Below are 19,169 nucleotides of genomic sequence, written 5' to 3'. Positions count from 1 at the left end.
CGGGTTATTCATCCAGCCGGCGCATCGGGGAGACGCCGGTGCCGGGCAGAGTCGGCTTCGCCGGCTGCTTGCCGGGGACGTCCGGTTCCTCGGTCGCGGCCGCGCGGACGATGGTGATCAGCCGGTCGGTGCTCTGCAGCGGGCTGGCCGCCGGGTCGTCATATCCCAGGAGCCGGTGGCCGCGCAGGACCGAGACGACCAGATCGGCCGTGTCCCGTACGGACTTGCCGACCTCGGACTTCACCACCGGCCGTTCCACCAGGTCCAGGCCGCTGCCCTGCTGGATCAGGTCCTCCATGACGGTGCCCGCGCTGGGGCTGTGGACGGACAGCCCCAGCAGCCGGCCGGCCGCGCTGGCCGAGGTGATCACGGAGTCGGCACCGGACTGCCGCAGCAGCGGGGCGTTCTCCTCCTCGCGCACCGCGGCGACGATGGTCGCCTTCTTGTTGAGCTGACGGGCGGTCAACGAGACCAGCACGGCGGTGTCATCGCGCTGAGTGGCGATGACGACCTGGTGGGCGCGCTGGATCTCGGCCCGCAGCAGCACATCGCTGCGGGTCGCGTCGCCGACCACTCCCGCGTAGCCCTCGGCCACCGCCGCGTCGATCACCTTGGAGCTGGGGTCGACGATGACGATGCGGTCGCGGCTCAGCCCCGTCGCGCGGAGGGTCTGGACGGCGGAACGGCCCTTCGTCCCGAAGCCGACGATGACGGTGTGGTCGCGCAAGGCGTTTCTCCAGCGTTTCAGTTGCCACTGCTCGCGGGTGCGCTCGGTCAGCACCTCCAGTGTGGTCCCGACCAGGATGATCAGGAAGAGCACCCGCAGCGGCGTGATGAGCAGGATGTTCAGCAGCCGGGCGCTGTCGCCGTAGGGCACGATGTCGCCGTAGCCCGTGGTGGAGAGGGTGACGGTCGCGTAGTAGAAGCAGTCGAGCAGGTCCACCGTGCCGTTGGCGTTGTCGTGGTACTCGTCGCGGTCCATCCAGACGATGAAGACCGTGGCGAGCAGGACGAGCAGCGCCATCAGCAGCCGCCGGCCGACCTGCCGCAGCGGCGCCTTCGGCGCGCGGCGCGGCAGCATCACCCGGTGGGAGCGGTCCTCGGGTACCTCGCGCGCCGCGGCGTCGTGCAGCGGGAGCTTCACTCGGCTCCCCCGGAGAACCCGTACGGCGCCCCGGCCGCGGGCCCAGCCGCCGACGAACCCGGCGCCCAGCCCGCTGACCAGGGAAGTTCCAGCAGTTCAAGCTCCGTGCCGGGGTCCGCACCGCCGGGCGGGACGACCGCGAGTGCGTCGGCGGCGGCGATCCCGCGCAGCATGGCCGGGCCGTGGAAGCGCAGCGGCTCCGCCGTCAGGCCGTGCCGCTCGTCGTCGCGGTAGACCACCGGGACGAGCCGGACGTCCTGCGGATGCCCGTGGACCGCGGCGGCCAGCGGCGCGCGGTACGGCTCCACGGGCCGGCGGGCCGCGAGGGTGCGGAGCAGCGGCTCGGCGAGCGTGCACAGACCGGAGACCGCGGCGAGCGGGTTGCCGGGCAGCCCGACGAGGTGCCGGCGCGGGGCGAGCCGGGCGAGCAGCATGGGGTGCCCCGGACGTACCGCCACCCCGTCCACCAGCACCTCGGCGCCCAGCCGGCGCAGGGTGGGGTGGACGTGGTCGACCGGGCCGGACGCGGTGCCGCCGGTGGTGATGACCACGTCGGCGGTGGACCGGGCGAGGGCCTCGTACAGCGTGTCGGCGTCGTCGGCGAGATGGCGCGGAGCGGGCGCCTCGACGCCCAGGGCGTGCAGCCACGGCACGAGCATCGGGCCGAGCGCGTCCCGGATCCGGCCGTCCTGGGGCAGCCCGCTGTCCAGCAACTCATCGCCCAGGACCAGGACTTCGGCCCGCGGTCGGGGGTAGGCGGTCAGCTCGTCGTAACCGGCCGCCGCGGCCAGACCGAGCACGGCGGGCGTGACCAGGACCCCGGCGGCGAGCAGTTGGTCGCCCCGACGGCACTCCTGGCCGCGCGGGCGGATGTCCTGGCCGGGCGGCGCGAGCCGCGGTGCGTACAGCCGCCGCCCGCCGCCCGCGAGTTCCCGCACCTCGCCGTGTTCTCTGCGCAGCACGGCGGTGGCGCCGGCCGGTACGCGGGCCCCGGTCGCGATCGGTACGGCATGGCCGTCGAGCAGCGCCTCCGTGGGGGCGTGGCCGGCGAGGATGCCGGGGTGCGCGCCGGTCGCGGCGTCGTCCGCGGGGCGGTCGAGGCGCCAGGGGCCGGGGCCGGAGACCGCCCAGCCGTCCATCGCCGAGGTGTCGAACGACGGCAGATCGGTGAGCGCGGTCAGCGGCTCGGCGAGCGTCCGGCCGAGCGCTTCGCCGAGCGCCGTGGTCGTCGGCCCGGGCGGCCCGGAGACGGCGCGCGCGGCGATCCGGCGGGCGGTGTGCCAGGGGAGGTCGGCCGGCCCACGGCGGGGTGCGGCGGCGGAGGCATCCGCACCGGAGGGGATGCCTTCGGCGCGCTCGCCGCGGCCGACGACGCGGTCGCCGCCGGCACCGGGCCGGTCGCCGCCGGAGGCGGGGTGCTCGCCGCCCGGAACGGGGCGTCCACCCGTGGCGCCACCGCCGGCTCCGGCGTCGGCCGCAACGGTGCCCCGACCCTCGTTGGCCAGCGCCAGGGCATCGTCGAACGGGTCGCCGGGCCCCTCGTCGCGGGGCACACGCAGCCCGTCCGGGGGCGCTCCGCCCCTGTCCCCGTCGGTCATTCGGCGGGCTTCGCTTCGGCGCCCGCGGCACCTGCGTCGGGCCCACCGGCGGCCTGCTCGGCCTCCGCCGCCCAGCGGTTGGCCAGTGCGGCGACCTGGTCGGACAGCACCTGCACGTCCCGGTCCTGCCGGCCCGCCGCGTAACCGATCAGGAACGTCGTCAGCGGCGCGGCCGGGCGGGCCACGCCGTGCGCCGCGTCCCGCGCGAGGTCGAGAAGCGCCGCCGTGTCGACATCGAGCTCGATGCCCAGTTCGGCCTTGACTGCGGTGATCCATTCGTCCAACACGTGTCCATGCTCCCTGATACGGGCGCGCGCCGCGCTGAGGGCTTCCCAGGTGTCGCAGTCGAAGGATGCCGTGGCGTCGGCGTCCTTGACCCGCGCCAGCACCAGCCGGTTCGTCACGGCCCGCAGCGGCAGCCCGGCCAGGGTGCCGTGCTCGGCCCGCACCACCGCCAGCTCGCGGCGCAGCGAGGCGGCCCGGTAGGCGGCGATCAGCGGCTGGTCCTTCCCGGCGGCGTCCTGGAGCAGCGCCCCGTCAACCGGCCCCTCGGCCGCCGCCAGCAGGGTCCGTACGGTGGCGGGGGTCAGGAAGGGCAGGTCGGCGGAGAGCGCGAGCACCACGGCAGCGGTGGTGTGCCGCAGGCCGGCGTCCAGCGCGGCGAGCGGGCCGCCGCCGGGCGGGTCCTCCAGGGCGCGCACGACGGTCCGGGCGGTCGGGCGGCCGGGACCGACCACGACGGTGATCGCCGCGTCGGGGCAGGCGGCGAGCACCCGGTCCAGAAGGGCGCGGCCGCCGACGGAGAGGGCGGGTTTGTCCGCCCCGCCGAGCCGCCGGGCCGCGCCTCCGGCCAGGATGACGGCGTCGTGCTCGATGTGGTCGTTCACCCCTTGAGTATCACCAGGGGCAGGGCGCTCACACAGAGGCGGCACGGGACGGAAGGCTCAGCGCCGCGCGGATGCCGTGGCGGGCCCCGGTGAGGCGGCCGGTCCTGGCGTGGCCGGCCGGGCCACAGCGGCCGGCTCGGACACCGCCGCCCTCACCCGTGCGGCTCTCCGCGCTCACAGCCCCCGCAGCAACAGCGCGGGCTGCTCCACGCAGTCGGCGACGAACCGCAGGAAGCCCCCGGCGGTGCCGCCGTCGCACACCCGGTGGTCGAAGGTGAGCGACAGCTGGACGACCTGCCGGACGGCCAACTCCCCGTCATGCACCCAGGGCTTGGCGGCTATCCGGCCCACACCGAGCATCGCCGCCTCGGGGTGGTTGATGATCGGCGTGGAGCCGTCGACGCCGAAGACGCCGTAGTTGTTGAGGGTGAAGGTGCCGTGTGTCAGCTCGGCCAGGGACAGTCCACCCGCCCTGGCGGTTTCGGTGAGCCGGGCGAACTCGGCGGAGAGGTCCTCGACGGTCCGCGCATGGGCGTCCCGTACGACCGGCACCACCAGGCCGCGGTCGGTCTGCGCCGCGAAGCCCAGATGGACGGCCGGCAGCCGGACGATCTCCTGGGTCTTGGTGTCCACAGTGGAGTTGAGCTGCGGGAACCGGGCGAGGGCGGCCGTGGTGATCCGGGCCAGCAGCGCGAGCAGCGACACCTTGGGGGCACCGGGCACATTCATCGCCCTGCGGGCGGCGAGGAGTTCGGTGGCGTCGGCGTCCACCCAGCAGGTGGCCTCCGGGATCTCCCGCCGGCTGCGGCTGAACTTCTCGGCCGCCGCACCCAGCATCCCCCGCAGCGGAATCCGCTCCTCGCCGGTCGGGGCCGCGGCCCCGGCAGGCGTCGTGACCGGCTCCGGGCCGGGGGCGGTCAGGACACCGGTCACCGTGCCGGCAGCGGCCCCTGCCGCGCCCGTCACACCGGCACCGGCCGTCGCACGCTCCTGTCGCGTCCGGATCGCACACTCGACATCCGTACGGAGAATGAGCCCGTCCCGCCCCGAACCGGTCACCTCCCGCAGATCCAGGTCGTGTTCCCGGGCCATCCGCCGTACCAGCGGCGAGATGACGGCCACCGTACGGCTGCCGGCATCCGCCGCACCGGCCGCGGCCGAGCCGTTCGCCCCCGTACGCGCCCCGGCTGCGGCCACGGCCCCGGGGGCCGCCGCAGCGTCCGCGCCGGAGCTGTCCTGCCCGGCCGCCGTCACCTGCTCCGCCGGCCGCGGCGCCCCTGCCGCGGGGCCCGTGGTGCCGCCCGGCCGGATCCGGCGCCGCCGCGCCGCCGCCGCGCTCGTGCCGTACCCGACGAGCACGTTCCCCGACCCGGCCTCCGCCGCGTCCGCAGGGCTCCCAGGCGCGCCGTCGGCCGCGGAGCCATGCGCCGAGGGTCCGGTCCCGGCCAGATCGTCCGGTACCGCGCCGACCGCGACCGTCACCAGCGGTGCGCCCACCGGGACTTCAGCGCCCTCGTCGCCGAAGCGCGCGGTCACCACCCCGCCGTACGGGCAGGGCACCTCCACCATCGCCTTGGCGGTCTCGACCTCCACGACGGGCTGGTCGACGGCGACCACCTCGCCGACCTCGACCATCCACGTCACGATCGTCGCCTCGGTGAGGCCCTCCCCCAGGTCGGGCAGGGTGAATTCGCGGACCACGGCCATCACTCACCACGTCCCTCGGTCCAGTCCGACTCCCACTGGAGGCGGGCGACGGTGTCCAGGATCCGGTCCACGCCGGGCAGATGGTGCCGCTCCAGCATCGGCGGGGCGTACGGGATGTCGAAGCCGGCGACGCGCAGCACCGGCGCCTCCAGGTGGTGGAAGCAGCGTTCCGTGATCCGTGCGGCGATCTCCCCTCCGGGACCGCCGAACCCGTTGGACTCGTGGACGATCACGGCACGTCCGGTGCGGCGCACCGACGCACAGACCGTCTCGTCGTCGAACGGCATCAGGGAGCGCAGGTCGACCACTTCCAGGTCCCAGCCCTCGGCACGGGCCGCCTCGGCGGCCTCCATGCAGACCGGCAGCGACGGCCCGTAGGTGATCAGCGTGGCGCTGCTGCCGCGGCGCCGGACCTCGGCCCGGCCCAGCGGGGCGACCGGCGCGGGCGCGTCCGGCGACCAGTCGGACTTGGACCAGTAGAGCCGCTTGGGCTCCAGGAAGACGACCGGGTCGTCGGAGGCGATGGCGGCCCTGAGCAGCCCGTAGGCGTCCTCGACGGTCGCCGGGGTGACGACCTGGAGCCCCGGGGTGGCGAGGTAGTACGCCTCGGAGGAGTCGCTGTGGTGCTCGACGCCGCCGATCCCGCCGCCGTAGGGAATCCGGATCGTCAGCGGCATCGGCAGGGCACCGCGGGTGCGGTTGCGCATCTTCGCCACATGGCTGACCAGCTGCTCGAACGCCGGGTAGGCGAACGCGTCGAACTGCATCTCCACGACCGGCCGCAGTCCGTACATCGCCATGCCGACGGCGGTGCCGAGGATGCCGGCCTCGGCGAGCGCGGTGTCCGTGCAGCGGTCCTCGCCGAACTCCCTGGCCAGGCCGTCGGTGACCCGGAAGACGCCGCCCAGGGTGCCGACGTCCTCGCCCATGACGTGGACGGACGGGTCCTCGGCCATGGCGTCGTGCAGGGCGCGGGTCAGTGCCTGCGCCATCGTGGCGGGCTTGCGCGCGGTCGCCGGAACGGTGGTCGTCATGGCCTGGCCTCCTCGGCGGACCCGCCGGTGCCCGCTGCGTCCTCGGGGTGTCCGGCGGCCTCGGCATCCAGCTCGGCGCGCAACTGCGCCGCCTGCTCACGCAGTTGGCTGCTCTGCTCGGCGTATACGTGGTTGAACAGGTCCATCGGGTCGAGCACCGGATCGGCGTTCATCCGCTCCCGGAGGTCGGCCGCCATCTGCTCGGCGCCGTCCCGGGTGGCGCCGACGAGTTCGTCGGTCAGCAGCCGCCGGGCCTCGAGTTCGTGCTCCAGGAGCGCTATCGGGTCGTGCGCCCGCCAGGTCTCGACCTCGGAGTCGGCGCGGTAGCGGGTGGCGTCGTCGGCGTTGGTGTGGGCCTCGATGCGATACGTGACGGCCTCGACCAGGGTGGGGCCGCCGCCTCCGCGGGCACGTTCCACGGCCTCGGTGAGCACCTCGTGCACCGCGGGCGCGTCGTTGCCGTCGACCAGGCGTCCCGGCATGCCGTATCCGACCGCCTTGTGGGCGAGGGACGGCGCCGCGGTCTGCTTGGCGAGCGGCACGGAGATCGCGAAGCCGTTGTTCTGGACCAGGAAGACGACCGGCGCCTGCCACAACGCCGCGAAGTTCAGCGCCTCGTGGAAGTCGCCCTCGCTCGTGCCGCCGTCGCCCACCATGGCCAGCGCCACCACGTCATCGCCCTTGAGACGGGCGGCGTGCGCGAGGCCCACGGCGTGGGGGAGCTGGGTGGCGAGGGGGGTGCACAAGGGGGCGATGCGGTGTTCGTGCGGGTCGTAGCCGTTGTGCCAGTCGCCGCGCAGCAGGGTCAGGGCCTGTACGGGGTCGAGGCCACGGGCCACGGCGGCCAGGGTGTCGCGGTAGCTGGGGAAGAGCCAGTCACGCTCTTCGAGGGCCAGCGCGGCGGCCACCTCGCAAGCCTCCTGGCCGGTGGAGGACGGATAGACCGCCAGCCTTCCCTGCCGGGTCAGTGCCGTGGCCTGGGCGTTGTAGCGACGGCCGCGCACCAGCTGGGCGTACAGCCGGGTCAGCAGTCCGGAGTCGAGTCGGGCCGCGGCGTCCGTGCCCAGGAGGCGGTACGGCGCCGCGTCGGGCAGGAGGGGCGCGGGGTCGACGCGCGGCCGCCATGCGGGCGGCGGGCCGGCCAGGCTGCTCTTGTTCCTGCTGCTGCCGGGCTGCTCTAGGACCGTCATGTCGAGCACCTCCTCGGATCAGGGGGTGGCGCGCGGGCGCCTCATTGGGGTGGTGGGCGGACGGCGGATGGGCAGGATGGAGTCGGTCGGGGCGGCTGAGCCCTTCCCTACCGATTGTTCGGTCGCTGATGCATTTTGGCTACAGGCGGGTTCAGCCTGTGGACAAACGGTTCTCCACAGCTTGAGATGAAGACAGGGCGTCCACAAAGGGGAGGCGGGACCATATGCCGGACGAACAGATGGCCAACAGCGGAGGACCGTCGTCACACCCCGCCCCGCCATCACCGGCCGCACGCCCGCTGGACACCATCGACCGCTCGATCCTGCGCATGCTGCAGACCGACGGCCGGGCCTCGATACGCTCCGTGGCCGAGCGGGTGCACGTCTCGCGCGCCAATGCGTACGCGCGGATCAACCGGCTCATCGACGACGGCGTGATCCGCGGCTTCAGCGCCCTCGTCGACCAGGAACGGGCAGGCCAGGGCGCCTCCGCGTACATCACGCTGAAAATCGTCCAGAACTCCTGGCGGACCGTGCGCAAGCAGCTGACGTCACTGCCGGGCGCTACCCATATCGCGCTGGTCAGCGGCGATTTCGACGTGCTGCTGCTGGTCCATACCAAGGACAACCGCGAACTGCGCGAACTGGTCCTCACCCGCATCCAGTCGATACCCGAAGTCCTCAGCACCAGGACGCTGCTGGTCTTCGAGGAGACGAACCTGGGGCCGGAGGAGGCGTAGGACGTGGGGCGGGGCTCAACCGCTGTCGCCGGCGCCGAAAGGGAGGGGTGGGGGCCGTACCCCTTGCCGTTGGCCGGCAGGGGCGGGGCTCAGCCGCTGACGCCGGCGGGGAGAAGCCGGATCTCGGGCTCGGACTCGGCTACTGACCACTGGCCACGAGAAGCCGGATCTCGGGCCCGGCCGCTGACCCGTGCCCGGTGCCCGCGAGAAGCCGCTCTGCCCCCTTGCCTACGACGCGAGGCTGCCGCTGCGGCTTCCCCCGCCCCCTCCCCCTCTCCCCCTTCGGGGGAGGGGGCGGGGGGTGGGTTCGGGGGTGGGGGGTGCCAGCAGCTCAGCTCACACCGCCCACTCCAGGCAAGACCCCCCGCCCCTCAGACCTTCCGCAGCCCCGCGAACGCCGTCCGCACCACGGCCTCGGCGACCTCGTCACGGCTGGCCGCGCCGCCGCGCCCCGGCCGGTACCACTCCACAATCGAGTTGATCATGCCGAAGAGCAGCCGGGTGGCCAGTCGGATGTCCACGTCGTCCCGCAGATCACCGTCAGCGGCGGCCTGTTTGAGCAGATCGGCGACGTTGTGGTCGAACTCCCGGCGGCGCTCCATCGCCCACCGCTCGGTGTCCGTGTTTCCGCGCACCCGCAACAGCAGCGTCACGTAAGGCAGTTCGTCCATCAGCACCTCGGCCACGCGCCGGGTCACGTACTCCAGCCGCTCGATGGCTCGCCCCTGTAGGGCGCCCGGTTCCTCCAGCACACCGAACAGGCCGTCCAGGGCCCGGCTTATCGCGCGGCGCAGCAGCTCTTCCTTGCTGCGCACGTGGTGGTAGATCGAGGACTTCGAGATACCGGCCGCCTTGGAGAGGTGCTCCATGGACGTGCCGTCGTAGCCGCGCTCGATGAACACCTCGACGGCGACCGCGAGCAGCGAATCAGGCGTATAGGTGTCGCGCTTGGCCATGGTCATGATTAGAGCACCAATTCCTCGAGGTCCGCACGGCGCCGTAGCGCCCAGGACGGTACGTAGCGTCCGCCGGCGTGGTGACGGTGCAGCGAGTCCAGCAGGTGCCACACCCAGTGGGCACCGAGCCGCTCGGCCCACTCCATGGGGCCGCCGGGATAGTTCACGCCCAGCCGCATGGCCGTGTCGATGTCCTCGGGGGACGCGACCTCGCGGGCCGCCGCGTCCACGGCGAAGTCGATGATCATGGCGATGGTCCGGGCGACGATCATGCCAGGGACGTCCTCGATCACGCTGACCTGCTTGCCCAGCGCCTGGAACAGCCCGATCGCCTCCGCGAGGTCCGCCTCGGAGCAGGTGACCGAGGCCGCGAGGGCGATCCGGGTGGCGGCCCGGTAGTCGAGCGAGAGATCGAAGCGGATGCACTTCTCGTACCCGACGCCCGTCGCCGGACAGCCGTTGGTCAGCGCGAGGCGCGCTCCCCCGGGGAGCCGGATGAAGCCCTCCGATTCCCCCGGCGCGCGGTCCGGGGTGACCTTGATGCCCGCCTCCTCGATCAGCTCCCGCAGCACCGCCGCGGGGCCGGGCAGCACCCCGTGCACGGCGACGGCCTCCGGGGCGGGCCGGGGCGCGGCGGTACGCGGCTCGGGCCGGCCGGCGCCCTCGGAGTGGTCGAACCATCCGCGTCCCGTCTTGCGGCCGTGCAGCCCCGACTCCACCAGCCGGCGCTGCGCCAGGGAGGGGGTGAACTTCGGGTCCTGGAAGAAGCCCTGCCACACGGAGTGGGTGACCGCCTCGTTCACGTCCTGCCCGATGAGGTCGGTCAGCTCGAACGGCCCCATCTTGAAGCCGGCGCCCTCGCGCAGCACGGCATCGATGGTGGCGGGGTCCGCCGTGCGCTCCTCGTAGGCGCGCAGTGCCTCGGCGTAGAAGGGGCGGGCGATGCGGTTGACGATGAAGCCGGGGGTGTCGGCGCAGCGCACCGGCTTCTTTCCCCAGGCCGCGGCGGTGTCGTACGCGGTGGTGGCGGCCGCCTCCCCGGTGGCGAAGCCGCTGATCACCTCGACCAGGGGGAGCAGGGGCGCGGGATTGAAGAAGTGCAGTCCCACGCAGCGGCCGGGGTGGCGCAGCCGGCCCGCGACCGCGGTCACGGACAGCGAGGAGGTGTTGGTGGCCAGGAGGCAGTCGGCGGCCACGACGTCCTCCAGGGCCGCGAAGAGCTCCTGTTTGGCGGGGAGTTGTTCCAGGATCGCCTCGATGACCAGCGCGGCGTCGGCGAGCTCCGCGAGGTCGGCGGCGGGGGAGAGGCGCGCACGGGCGGCATCCCGCTCCGCCGCCGGAATCCGGCCTTTCTCCACGAGCCGGTCCAGCCGTCCGGCGATCGTCTCGGCCGCCGCCCGGGCGCGCCCGGGGGCGGTGTCGTAGAGGCGTACGCGATGGCCGGCGACCAGCGCCACCTGCGCGATGCCCTGTCCCATGGTGCCGGTGCCCACCACTGCCACGGTGCTGCTGGTCCCGAGTGCCGTCATGCCAGCTGATCCTCCCCGTCCGACTTTTCCACAGGCTGGCCGGGCCCTCTTGCCCCGACCGATCGTTCGGTTACTCTAACTCCGTTGCCCTGTCCACTCCCAGCCCTTATCCACCCTCCGCCCGGCTCGACGAGGAGTTGGTCATCGATGGCCGCCGAAATGACCGCAGCGCAGTTGATCGAGAAGCACCGCCCGACCCTCGACCAGGCGCTGGACGCGATCCGCACCCGCGCGTACTGGTCCCCGCACCCCGAGCACCCGAAGGCGTACGGCGAGAACGCCGCGCCCGACGGCCTGGCCGCGTTCGAGGCGCTGCGCGGCAAGCGCTTCGAGCTCGACCAGCCCGGCACGGACGACTGGGCGGGCGAGGAAGTATCGCCCTACGGGCCGGAGTTGGGCATCAGCTATCCCCACCCGGACGTCGACGTGCTGCTGCCGGCGATGCGCTCCGCGCTCCCCTCCTGGCGGGACGCGGGCCCGGAGACGCGCGCGGCGGTGTGCCTGGAGATCCTTTCGCGGATCAGCGCCCGCACCCATGAGTTCGCGCAGGCCGTGATGCACACCAGCGGGCAGGCGTTCATGATGGCGTTCCAGGCGGGTGGGCCGCACGCCCAGGACCGCGGCCTGGAGGCGGTGGCGTACGCGTACGCCGAGCAGGTGCGCACCCCCGGACAGGCACCGTGGTCCAAGCCGCAGGGCAAGCGTGATCCGCTGGAGCTGACCAAGAGCTTCACGGCCGTACCGCGCGGAATCGCCCTGATGATCGGCTGCAACACCTTCCCGACCTGGAACGGCTACCCGGGACTGTTCGCCTCTCTGGCGACCGGCAACCCGGTGCTGGTCAAGCCGCATCCGCGGGCCGTCCTGCCGCTGGCGCTGACCGTCAAGGTGGCGCGCGAGGTGCTCGACGACGCCGGATTCCCCGCCGACCTGGTGTGCCTGGCCGTGGACAAGCCCGGTGAGGGCCTGGCCAAGACGCTGGCCGTCCGTCCCGAGGTCCGGATCATCGACTACACCGGCTCGACCGCCTTCGGCGACTGGCTGGAGACGCACGCCCGGCAGGCACAGGTCTTCACGGAGAAGGCCGGGGTCAACACCGTCGTCATCGACTCCACCGATGACTACAAGGGCATGCTCGGCAACCTCGCCTTCTCGCTGTCCCTCTACAGCGGCCAGATGTGCACCACACCGCAGAACCTGCTGATCCCCCGCGGGGGCATCACGACGGACGCCGGACCGAAGTCGTACGACGAGGTCGTCACCGATCTCGCCGGCGCGGTCAGCGGCCTGCTGGGCGACGACGCGCGCGCCAACGCGCTGCTGGGCGCGATCGTCAATCCCCAGGTCAAGGAGCGGATCCAGGCCGCCGCCGGGCTGGGCGAGGTGGCGCTGGCCTCCCGTGAGGTGGCCAATCCCGAGTTCCCCGGGGCCACGGTCCGCACGCCGGTGATCGTCAAGCTGGACGGCGCCAAGCCGGACTCCGAGGCGGCGTATCTGTCGGAGTGCTTCGGGCCGGTGTCCTTCGCGGTGGCTGTGGACTCCGCGGCCGACGCGGTGGATCTGCTGCGGCGCACCGTCCGCGAGAAGGGCGCCATGACGGTCGGCGCGTACACCACCTCCGCCGAGGTGGAGCAGCTGGTCGAGGACGCCTGCCTGGAGGAGTGCGCCCAGCTGTCGCTGAACCTGACCGGCGGCGTCTATGTGAACCAGACCGCGGCGTTCTCGGACTTCCATGGCTCCGGTGGCAACCCCGCGGCCAATGCGGCGCTCTGCGACGGCGCGTTCGTGGCGAACCGCTTCCGGACGGTGGAGGTGCGCCGGCCGGCGTGAACGGGATGAACGCGGGCCCGGGAGGCTTCCCCGGGCCCGGCGGGCGGGCCGTGGCGCCCGTCAGACGGCCTCCGGGCCCTCGATCCGGGCATGCCGCCCGATCCAGGCGTGCATGGCGATGGCGGCCGCGGCCCCCGCGTTGATCGAGCGGGTCGAGCCGAACTGCGCGATCGAGCAGACCAGCGAGGCGTGCCGACGTGCCTCCTCGGTCAGCCCCGGCCCTTCCTGCCCGAAGAGCAGCACACAGCGGCGCGGCAGCACGGTCGTCTCCAGCGGCACGGAGCCGGGGAGGTTGTCGATCCCGATGATCGGCAGCCCCTCGGCCGTGGCCCAGGCGGTGAGGTCCGCGGTGTCCGGGTGGTGGCGGACATGCTGATAGCGGTCGGTCACCATCGCGCCCCGGCGGTTCCAGCGGCGCTGCCCGACGATGTGCACCTCCTTGGCCAGGAAGGCGTTCGCGGTCCTGACGACGGAGCCGATGTTGAAGTCGTGGCCCCAGTTCTCGACGGCCACGTGGAAGTCGTGGCGCCGGGTGTCGAGGTCCGCGACGATCGCCTCGCGCGTCCAGTAGCGGTACTGGTCGACGACGTTGCGGCGATCGCCGTGTGCGAGCAGCTCGGGGTCGTAGTGGTCGCCCTGGGGCCAGGGCTCCGGGTGCGGACCGACACCGATCCGGGTCCCGTAGCCCTCGTCGTACTGGAGGGGCTCGTCAGGGGCGGTTTTCTCGCTGCTCACCCCACGAGCGTATGGCCACCGCCGGAGTGGTCCGTACGGGCCTCCGGCTCGCCGCCCCCGGCCGCGCCGTCCGCAGTGCCCGTCCCGCCCCGCGTGAAGAGGCGTTGGCGCAGGCCGGAGACGTGTCCGGAGAGCCAGGTCAGGAAGTTCGTGGGCAGGAAGACCGCGTCCGCCGCGATCATCGCGAGCGAGAAGAACGGCAGGCCCAGCAGGAACGCGATCGAGAGGTGCTCACAGATCATCACGACCAGGAGCACGTTCTTCAGCCGCCGGTTGAACAGCGTGAACGGGAAGGCGACCTGGACGATCACCGTGCCGTAGGTGATCAGCATGATCATCACGCCGTTGCTGCCGAGCAGCTGTGACAGCGCCGGCCAGGGGGAGAAGTAGTCCAGGTGCATCGGGTAGAAGACGGCGGTGCCGTCCTGCCAGCGGGTGCCCTGGATCTTGTACCAGCCGGCGGTGGCGTAGATCAGGCAGACCTCCACCATGATCACCAGCAGGGCGCCGTTGTGGGCGAGCTTCGCGAGGGTGTCGAGCACGACGCGCGGCTCGCCGGGGGCGTGGCGCTGCACCGCCCACCACAGGCCGTGCGCGGCCCACAGGCCCCACAGCACCAGGCTCCAGCCGATGTGCGGGAACGGGCCGTGTCCGAACCAGGTGAGGCCATGGCCGCCGCTGAGCTGGGCGACGGCCAGTCCGAGGCCCAGTACGGCCCACAGGACGAGACCGGTCAGATCACGCGCCGGAGCGGGCGTCCCGGCTGCCTCGGCCCGCTTGGCACGGCGCGCGTCGAGCGACCAGACCTGCCCGCACCGGGTCAGCACGAGATACATCGACATCAGGTGGATGACGTTGTCGCCGCCGTCCCCTATGAAGATGCTGCGGTTCTGCAGCGAGATCACGCCGAGCATGAAGAGCACCGACATGGTGCGGGTGCGCCAGCCGACCATCAGCGCGGCGGCGGCCAGGATGGCCACGAAGTAGACGAACTCGAACCACCCCCTGCCCCCGGACCACAGCAGCACGGAGAAGGCGTGGTTGGTGTCCAGGAGCCGGCGCGCCATGTCCGTGCTCCAGGGGCCGTCGGGCCCGTAGAGGGTCGCCCGGTTGGGCCACTCGCGCAGCAGGAACAGCAGCCAGGTCGCCGAGAAGCCGATCCGGATCACGGCGGTCTGGTACGGCGCCAGCGCCCGCCCGGTGGCGCGCCCGAAGCCCCGCCCGATGGCGCGCTCGATACGGGTCTCCTCATAGGGGGCGGCGGGAGACGTGGCGGGCGCCTGGGGCGCCTCGGCCTCCTGAGATGCCTGCGCCTGCTGTGGCACGTCGGTCGGCTCCGTGGTCTGCGGCGGTGAGGCGCTCTGCGTACGCGGCGGCTGCTGCGGCGTCGGTGACGTCACTGGATCTTCGCCCCCTCGGGCAGGTCGGCTGCGGTGACCTGCCACCAGGGCAGCACTCGGTACACGGGCCTGTTACTGATCTTCTCGGTGCTCCACGGCGGCGGGCTGACCGGCGTCGTCTGCGAACGGACCTGGATCCGGTCGATCCGGCCACCGGCCCGCGTCCACTCCTCGCTCATCCGGAGCATCACGATGCGCCGGATGTAGGTCTCGGCCATCTCGCCACGCAGGCCGAGCGGACGGTTCTGCGCGGTGTGGGAGTTGACGAAGAGCTCCCAGCCCCGCCGCAGCTGGTTCTGCTGGGTGTGGCTGGGCAGCGGGTTGTGCAGGATGGCGCGGCCGTCGCGAGCGGTCAGATCGGTCCAGCCGGTGGTCCGCGCGGTCCCGTCCTCGGTGCGCAGCTGTGCGCGGACCTGGACCGCGATGTTCTGCTGCAGCGGATTGGGGGCGAACAGCTTCCAGTTCTGTTCGTATTCGGGATACACGTACTCGCTGATCAGGGAGCCCTGCTGCTTGCTGAGCGTGTTCGACGGCGCGACGTGCAGGAACATCATCGCGAGATGGATCGCGACGATGACGGCGACGGCGCAGGCCGCCACTCCTATGACGATCCGCGAGGGCAGCGAGAGCGCGGCCAGTGGCCGCGTTTCGTCCCCGTATGACTGCATTCCCGCCCCGTTCCCAGAATCCATGCGGTCAACCCCGCTCCGGAACCGTACCTACGCGCCCGCACCGGGCACACCCTCTCCCGAGTTATCCACAGGCTTGACACCCGCGGCCCGCCCACTCACCATTGAACCGAACGATCGGTCGGTCGGGAGCGAGGGGGCACCACATGACGACGATCGCGCCGGAGGAGACGGCCCACGAGGCCGTGTTCGACGCCACCGTTGCCGCGGACGAGCGCATCGAACCGCGGGACTGGATGCCGGACGCCTACCGCTCGACGCTCGTACGCCAGATAGCGCAGCACGCACACTCCGAGATCATCGGCATGCAGCCGGAGGGCAACTGGATCACCCGGGCGCCCTCGCTGCGCCGCAAGGCGATCCTGCTGGCGAAGGTCCAGGACGAGGCCGGCCACGGCCTGTACCTCTACAGCGCCGCCGAGACCCTGGGCACGAGCCGCGACGAGCTGCTCGACAAGCTCCACTCCGGCCGTCAGAAGTACTCCTCGATCTTCAACTACCCCACGCTGACCTGGGCCGACGTCGGCGCCATCGGATGGCTGGTGGACGGCGCGGCGATCACGAATCAAGTCCCGCTGTGCCGCTGCTCCTACGGCCCCTACGCCCGCGCGATGGTCCGCATCTGCAAGGAGGAGTCCTTCCACCAGCGGCAGGGCTACGAACTCCTCCTGCACCTCAGCCGGGGCACCGAGGCTCAGCACGCCATGGCGCAGGATGCGGTGGACCGCTGGTGGTGGCCGTCCCTGATGATGTTCGGCCCGCCCGACGACGAGTCGTCGCACTCCGCCCAGTCCATGGCCTGGAAGATCAAGCGGCACTCCAACGACGAGCTGCGCCAGCGCTTCGTGGACATCTGCGTACCCCAGGCCGAAGCGCTCGGCCTGACGCTCCCCGATCCCGACCTGACGTGGAACGAGGAACGGGGCCACTGGGACTTCGGCCCGATCGACTGGACCGAGTTCCGCGAGGTCCTCAAGGGCAACGGCCCCTGCAACGACCAGCGGATCGGCCAACGCCGACGGGCACACGAGGAAGGCGCCTGGGTGCGCGAGGCAGCCGCCGCACACGCGGCCAAGCACGGGAAGGCCGTCCGATGACGACACCACGCCCCACCGAAGGCACCGCGACCGCCGGGGAAGCGACCGCCCGGCCCACGGACTGGCCGCTGTGGGAGGTCTTCGTGCGCAGCCGTCGCGGCCTGTCGCACACCCACGCCGGCAGCCTCCACGCGCCGGACGCCGAGATGGCGCTGCGCAACGCCCGCGACCTCTACACCCGCCGCTCGGAGGGCGTCTCGATATGGGTGGTGCCCTCCGCCCAGGTCACCGCCTCCTCACCGGACGAGAAGGACTCCTTCTTCGAGCCGGCCGGCGACAAGCCCTACCGCCACCCGACCTTCTACGAGATCCCGGACGGGGTGCATCACCTTTGATCAACGTCACGGCCACCCCGGCCCTGCCCCTCGGGGACGACGCCCTGATCCTCTCCCACCGCCTGGGCGAGTGGGCCGGGCACGCCCCGGTCCTGGAGGAGGAGGTCGCACTGGCCAACGTCGCGCTGGACCTGCTCGGCCAGGCCCGTGTTCTGCTGTCCCTGGCCGGCGACGAGGACGAGCTGGCGTACCTCCGCGAGGAGCGGCAGTTCCGTAATCTCCAGCTGGTCGAGCAGCCCAACGGCGACTTCGCCCACACCATCGCCCGGCAGCTCTACTTCTCCACCTATCAGGAGCTGCTGTTCGAGCAACTCGCATCCGGAGAAAGCGAGTTGGCGCCACTCGCCGGCAAGGCCGTCAAGGAGATCGCCTACCACCGCGACCACGCCGAGCAGTGGACGGTACGGCTGGGCGACGGCACCGACGAGAGCCACACCCGCATGCAGCGCGCCCTCGACACCCTCTGGGGCTTCACCGGCGAGATGTTCGAACCGGTCGACGGGCTGGAATCGGTGCCCTGGACGACCCTCCACGACGCCTGGACGACCCGCATCACCGCCACCCTGAGCCAGGCCACGCTCACCGTCCCGGAGGGCCCCCAGCGCGGGGCCTGGACAGCGGGCGCAGGCCGCCAGGGCATACACACCGAACCGTTCGGACGACTGCTCGCCGAGATGCAGCACCTCCACCGCAGCCACCCGGGAGCGACATGGTGACCACCACCGCCCTCGAAGCGGAACTGCTGGCGCTCGCCGGCTCCGTTCCCGACCCCGAGCTGCCCGTTCTCACCCTCGCCGAGCTCGGCGTGGTGCGTGAGGTGCGGATGACCGCGCCGCACCGCGTCGAGGTCGACCTGACGCCGACGTACACCGGCTGCCCGGCCATCGAGGCGATGTCCGCCGACATAGAGCGCGTGCTGCATGACCACGGCGTACCGGAGGTCGAGGTCCGTACGGTCCTCAGCCCCCCGTGGAGCACCGACGCGATCACCGCAGAAGGCCGCCGCAAGCTCGCCGAATTCGGGATCGCGCCCCCACGCCCCACCGGGCCGGCCGGCGGGCCGGTCACCGTCGACCTCACCATCCGCTGCCCGCACTGCGGGTCGACCGACACCACCCTGCTCAGCCGGTTCTCCTCCACAGCCTGCAAGGCGCTTCGCCGCTGCGAGTCCTGCCGCGAACCCTTCGACCACTTCAAGGAGTTGTGATGTTCCACCCGCTCCAGGTGCGGGAGATCGAGCGGCTCACGGACGACGCGGTGGCCGTCACCTTCGCGGTCCCGCACGAGCTGCGCGAAACCTTCCGGCACACCCCCGGGCAGCACATCGCACTGCGCAGAACGGTCGACGGCCAGGAGATCCGCCGCACCTACTCCATCTGCACCCCCGCCACCGACGAGCCCGTGCTTCGGGTGGGCATCCGCCTGGTCGAGGACGGCGCCTTCTCGACGTACGCGCTCAAGGAACTGGCTGTCGGCGACACGGTGGAGGCGATGGCTCCGGCCGGCCGCTTCACCCTCGCACCGCGCCCCGGCCACTTCGTCGGAATCGTCGGAGGCAGCGGCATCACGCCCGTCCTGTCCATCGCCGCCACCCTGCTCGCTCAGCAGCCGGAAGCCCGCTTCTGCCTCATCCGCAGCGACCGCACGGCGGCCTCGACGATGTTCCTGGAAGAGGTGGCCGACCTCAAGGACCGCTACCCCGACCGCTTCCAGCTCATCCACACCCTCTCCCGCGAGGAGCAGCAAGCCGGTCTCCCCTCCGGCCGCCTGGACGAGCCCCGGCTCCGCTCGCTCCTGCCGGCCCTGCTGAAGATCGACGCAGTCGACGGCTGGTACCTCTGCGGCCCCTACGGGCTGGTGCAAGGCGCCGAACGCGCCCTGCGCGCCCTGGAGGTGCCCCGGCACCGCATCCACGAAGAGATCTTCCACATAGACAACGGCGCGGGCGGCGCGAGCGTCCCGGCTGCCGCCACCCCCGCACACAGCACGGTGACCGCCACCCTCGACGGCCGCTCCGGCACCTGGCCGGTCCACGACGGCGAGGCCCTGCTCGATGCGGTGCTCCGCAACCGTGCGGACGCCCCGTACGCCTGCAAGGGCGGGGTCTGTGGCACCTGCCGCGCCTTCCTGGTCTCCGGCGAGGTCCGCATGGACCGGAACTTCGCTCTGGAGTCCGACGAGGTGGACGCCGGTTACGTCCTGGCCTGCCAGTCCCACCCGGCCACGGAAAAGGTCGAGCTGGACTTCGACCGTTAGGACGCGGGAGGTGGGGGCCGGCCGGTGGCTGCTCTGCCCGGC

General features: G+C 72.3%; 18 protein-coding genes. 7 read left to right on the top strand and 11 right to left on the bottom strand.

Annotation, left to right across the window (positions count from 1 at the left end; genetic code table 11):
* Positions 1 to 4: 4 nt before the first annotated feature.
* The 6 genes from SL103_RS00290 to pdhA all read right to left on the bottom strand — a co-directional run bounded on the left by SL103_RS00290 (position 5) and on the right by pdhA (position 7,560).
* On the bottom strand, positions 5 to 1,144 hold the full coding sequence (locus SL103_RS00290; protein ID WP_069566783.1) for a potassium channel family protein: 1,140 nt from the start codon (positions 1,142 to 1,144) through the stop codon (positions 5 to 7).
* Complete coding sequence (locus SL103_RS00285; RefSeq protein ID WP_069566782.1) at positions 1,141 to 2,742, bottom strand: molybdopterin molybdotransferase MoeA; 1,602 nt, start codon at positions 2,740 to 2,742, stop codon at positions 1,141 to 1,143. Before SL103_RS00285 ends, SL103_RS00290 begins: the two co-directional genes overlap by 4 nt.
* The gene (locus tag SL103_RS00280; protein ID WP_069566781.1) at positions 2,739 to 3,629 is read right to left on the bottom strand and encodes a DUF6457 domain-containing protein; all 891 of its coding nucleotides are present in this window, start codon (positions 3,627 to 3,629) and stop codon (positions 2,739 to 2,741) included. Before SL103_RS00280 ends, SL103_RS00285 begins: the two co-directional genes overlap by 4 nt.
* A gap of 174 nt (positions 3,630 to 3,803) precedes the next feature.
* Entirely contained in the window at positions 3,804 to 5,336 is a 1,533-nt protein-coding gene (locus tag SL103_RS00275; RefSeq protein ID WP_069566780.1) for a dihydrolipoamide acetyltransferase family protein, read from the bottom strand.
* Positions 5,336 to 6,370: an alpha-ketoacid dehydrogenase subunit beta gene (locus SL103_RS00270; protein ID WP_069566779.1), complete on the bottom strand. Its 1,035-nt coding sequence runs from the start codon at positions 6,368 to 6,370 to the stop codon at positions 5,336 to 5,338. The genes SL103_RS00275 and SL103_RS00270 overlap by 1 nt, the downstream gene beginning before the upstream one ends.
* The gene (gene pdhA, locus SL103_RS00265) at positions 6,367 to 7,560 is read right to left on the bottom strand and encodes a pyruvate dehydrogenase (acetyl-transferring) E1 component subunit alpha (protein ID WP_069566778.1); all 1,194 of its coding nucleotides are present in this window, start codon (positions 7,558 to 7,560) and stop codon (positions 6,367 to 6,369) included. The genes SL103_RS00270 and pdhA overlap by 4 nt, the downstream gene beginning before the upstream one ends.
* Before the next feature lie 224 nt (positions 7,561 to 7,784).
* On the opposite strand from pdhA, the gene SL103_RS00260 reads away from it, so the two are divergent.
* Positions 7,785 to 8,300 carry an Lrp/AsnC family transcriptional regulator gene (locus SL103_RS00260; protein WP_069566777.1) on the top strand — a complete coding sequence of 172 codons (516 nt, stop codon included), beginning with the start codon at positions 7,785 to 7,787 and terminating at the stop codon, positions 8,298 to 8,300.
* A gap of 371 nt (positions 8,301 to 8,671) precedes the next feature.
* Here the strand turns inward: SL103_RS00260 and SL103_RS00255 are convergent, their stop codons facing one another.
* The gene (locus tag SL103_RS00255; protein WP_069566776.1) at positions 8,672 to 9,262 is read right to left on the bottom strand and encodes a TetR/AcrR family transcriptional regulator; all 591 of its coding nucleotides are present in this window, start codon (positions 9,260 to 9,262) and stop codon (positions 8,672 to 8,674) included.
* A 2-nt stretch (positions 9,263 to 9,264) separates the two neighbouring features.
* Positions 9,265 to 10,785, bottom strand: coding sequence for a 3-hydroxyacyl-CoA dehydrogenase (locus SL103_RS00250; protein WP_069566775.1), 1,521 nt, complete (start codon positions 10,783 to 10,785; stop codon positions 9,265 to 9,267).
* Positions 10,786 to 10,932: 147 nt separating this feature from the next.
* On the opposite strand from SL103_RS00250, the gene paaN reads away from it, so the two are divergent.
* Entirely contained in the window at positions 10,933 to 12,615 is a 1,683-nt protein-coding gene (gene paaN / locus SL103_RS00245; protein WP_069566774.1) for a phenylacetic acid degradation protein PaaN, read from the top strand.
* Positions 12,616 to 12,675: 60 nt separating this feature from the next.
* On the opposite strand, the gene SL103_RS00240 is transcribed toward paaN, so the two are convergent.
* From SL103_RS00240 to SL103_RS00230, 3 genes are read right to left on the bottom strand one after another with little or no spacing between them, the layout of a single operon-like run.
* Complete coding sequence (locus SL103_RS00240; RefSeq protein WP_069566773.1) at positions 12,676 to 13,350, bottom strand: TrmH family RNA methyltransferase; 675 nt, start codon at positions 13,348 to 13,350, stop codon at positions 12,676 to 12,678.
* Positions 13,347 to 14,750, bottom strand: coding sequence for an HTTM domain-containing protein (locus tag SL103_RS00235; protein ID WP_244303803.1), 1,404 nt, complete (start codon positions 14,748 to 14,750; stop codon positions 13,347 to 13,349). The genes SL103_RS00240 and SL103_RS00235 overlap by 4 nt, the downstream gene beginning before the upstream one ends.
* The gene (locus SL103_RS00230; protein WP_069566771.1) at positions 14,747 to 15,418 is read right to left on the bottom strand and encodes a DUF5819 family protein; all 672 of its coding nucleotides are present in this window, start codon (positions 15,416 to 15,418) and stop codon (positions 14,747 to 14,749) included. The genes SL103_RS00235 and SL103_RS00230 overlap by 4 nt, the downstream gene beginning before the upstream one ends.
* 167 nt (positions 15,419 to 15,585) lie before the next feature.
* On the opposite strand from SL103_RS00230, the gene paaA reads away from it, so the two are divergent.
* From paaA to paaE, 5 genes are read left to right on the top strand one after another with little or no spacing between them, the layout of a single operon-like run.
* Entirely contained in the window at positions 15,586 to 16,536 is a 951-nt protein-coding gene (gene paaA, locus SL103_RS00225; protein ID WP_069566770.1) for a 1,2-phenylacetyl-CoA epoxidase subunit PaaA, read from the top strand.
* Positions 16,533 to 16,871, top strand: a complete 339-nt coding sequence (gene paaB, locus SL103_RS00220; RefSeq protein WP_244303802.1) for a 1,2-phenylacetyl-CoA epoxidase subunit PaaB — start codon at positions 16,533 to 16,535, stop codon at positions 16,869 to 16,871. The genes paaA and paaB overlap by 4 nt, the downstream gene beginning before the upstream one ends.
* Positions 16,871 to 17,587: a 1,2-phenylacetyl-CoA epoxidase subunit PaaC gene (gene paaC, locus SL103_RS00215; RefSeq protein WP_069573210.1), complete on the top strand. Its 717-nt coding sequence runs from the start codon at positions 16,871 to 16,873 to the stop codon at positions 17,585 to 17,587. The genes paaB and paaC overlap by 1 nt, the downstream gene beginning before the upstream one ends.
* Complete coding sequence (paaD, locus tag SL103_RS00210) at positions 17,581 to 18,078, top strand: 1,2-phenylacetyl-CoA epoxidase subunit PaaD (RefSeq protein WP_069566769.1); 498 nt, start codon at positions 17,581 to 17,583, stop codon at positions 18,076 to 18,078. The genes paaC and paaD overlap by 7 nt, the downstream gene beginning before the upstream one ends.
* Positions 18,078 to 19,127: a 1,2-phenylacetyl-CoA epoxidase subunit PaaE gene (gene paaE / locus SL103_RS00205; protein ID WP_069566768.1), complete on the top strand. Its 1,050-nt coding sequence runs from the start codon at positions 18,078 to 18,080 to the stop codon at positions 19,125 to 19,127. The genes paaD and paaE overlap by 1 nt, the downstream gene beginning before the upstream one ends.
* The last annotated feature ends 42 nt before the right edge of the window (positions 19,128 to 19,169 follow it).

This window comes from Streptomyces lydicus (assembly GCF_001729485.1).
Lineage (GTDB): Bacteria > Actinomycetota > Actinomycetes > Streptomycetales > Streptomycetaceae > Streptomyces > Streptomyces lydicus_D.
This window is presented reverse-complemented; position numbering and strand designations above follow the sequence as displayed.

Bases quoted from the DNA above. Each gene is read 5' to 3' on its own strand.
- SL103_RS00285 (WP_069566782.1), bottom strand. From the start codon at position 2,742: ATGACCGACGGGGACAGGGGCGGAGCGCCCCCGGACGGGCTGCGTGTG.
- SL103_RS00275 (WP_069566780.1), bottom strand. From the start codon at position 5,336: ATGGCCGTGGTCCGCGAATTCACCCTGCCCGACCTGGGGGAGGGCCTC.
- SL103_RS00270 (WP_069566779.1), bottom strand. From the start codon at position 6,370: ATGACGACCACCGTTCCGGCGACCGCGCGCAAGCCCGCCACGATGGCG.
- pdhA (WP_069566778.1), bottom strand. From the start codon at position 7,560: ATGACGGTCCTAGAGCAGCCCGGCAGCAGCAGGAACAAGAGCAGCCTG.
- SL103_RS00260 (WP_069566777.1), top strand. From the start codon at position 7,785: ATGCCGGACGAACAGATGGCCAACAGCGGAGGACCGTCGTCACACCCC.
- SL103_RS00255 (WP_069566776.1), bottom strand. From the start codon at position 9,262: ATGACCATGGCCAAGCGCGACACCTATACGCCTGATTCGCTGCTCGCG.
- SL103_RS00250 (WP_069566775.1), bottom strand. From the start codon at position 10,785: ATGACGGCACTCGGGACCAGCAGCACCGTGGCAGTGGTGGGCACCGGC.
- paaN (WP_069566774.1), top strand. From the start codon at position 10,933: ATGGCCGCCGAAATGACCGCAGCGCAGTTGATCGAGAAGCACCGCCCG.
- SL103_RS00230 (WP_069566771.1), bottom strand. From the start codon at position 15,418: ATGCAGTCATACGGGGACGAAACGCGGCCACTGGCCGCGCTCTCGCTG.
- paaA (WP_069566770.1), top strand. From the start codon at position 15,586: ATGACGACGATCGCGCCGGAGGAGACGGCCCACGAGGCCGTGTTCGAC.
- paaB (WP_244303802.1), top strand. From the start codon at position 16,533: ATGACGACACCACGCCCCACCGAAGGCACCGCGACCGCCGGGGAAGCG.
- paaD (WP_069566769.1), top strand. From the start codon at position 17,581: ATGGTGACCACCACCGCCCTCGAAGCGGAACTGCTGGCGCTCGCCGGC.
- paaE (WP_069566768.1), top strand. From the start codon at position 18,078: ATGTTCCACCCGCTCCAGGTGCGGGAGATCGAGCGGCTCACGGACGAC.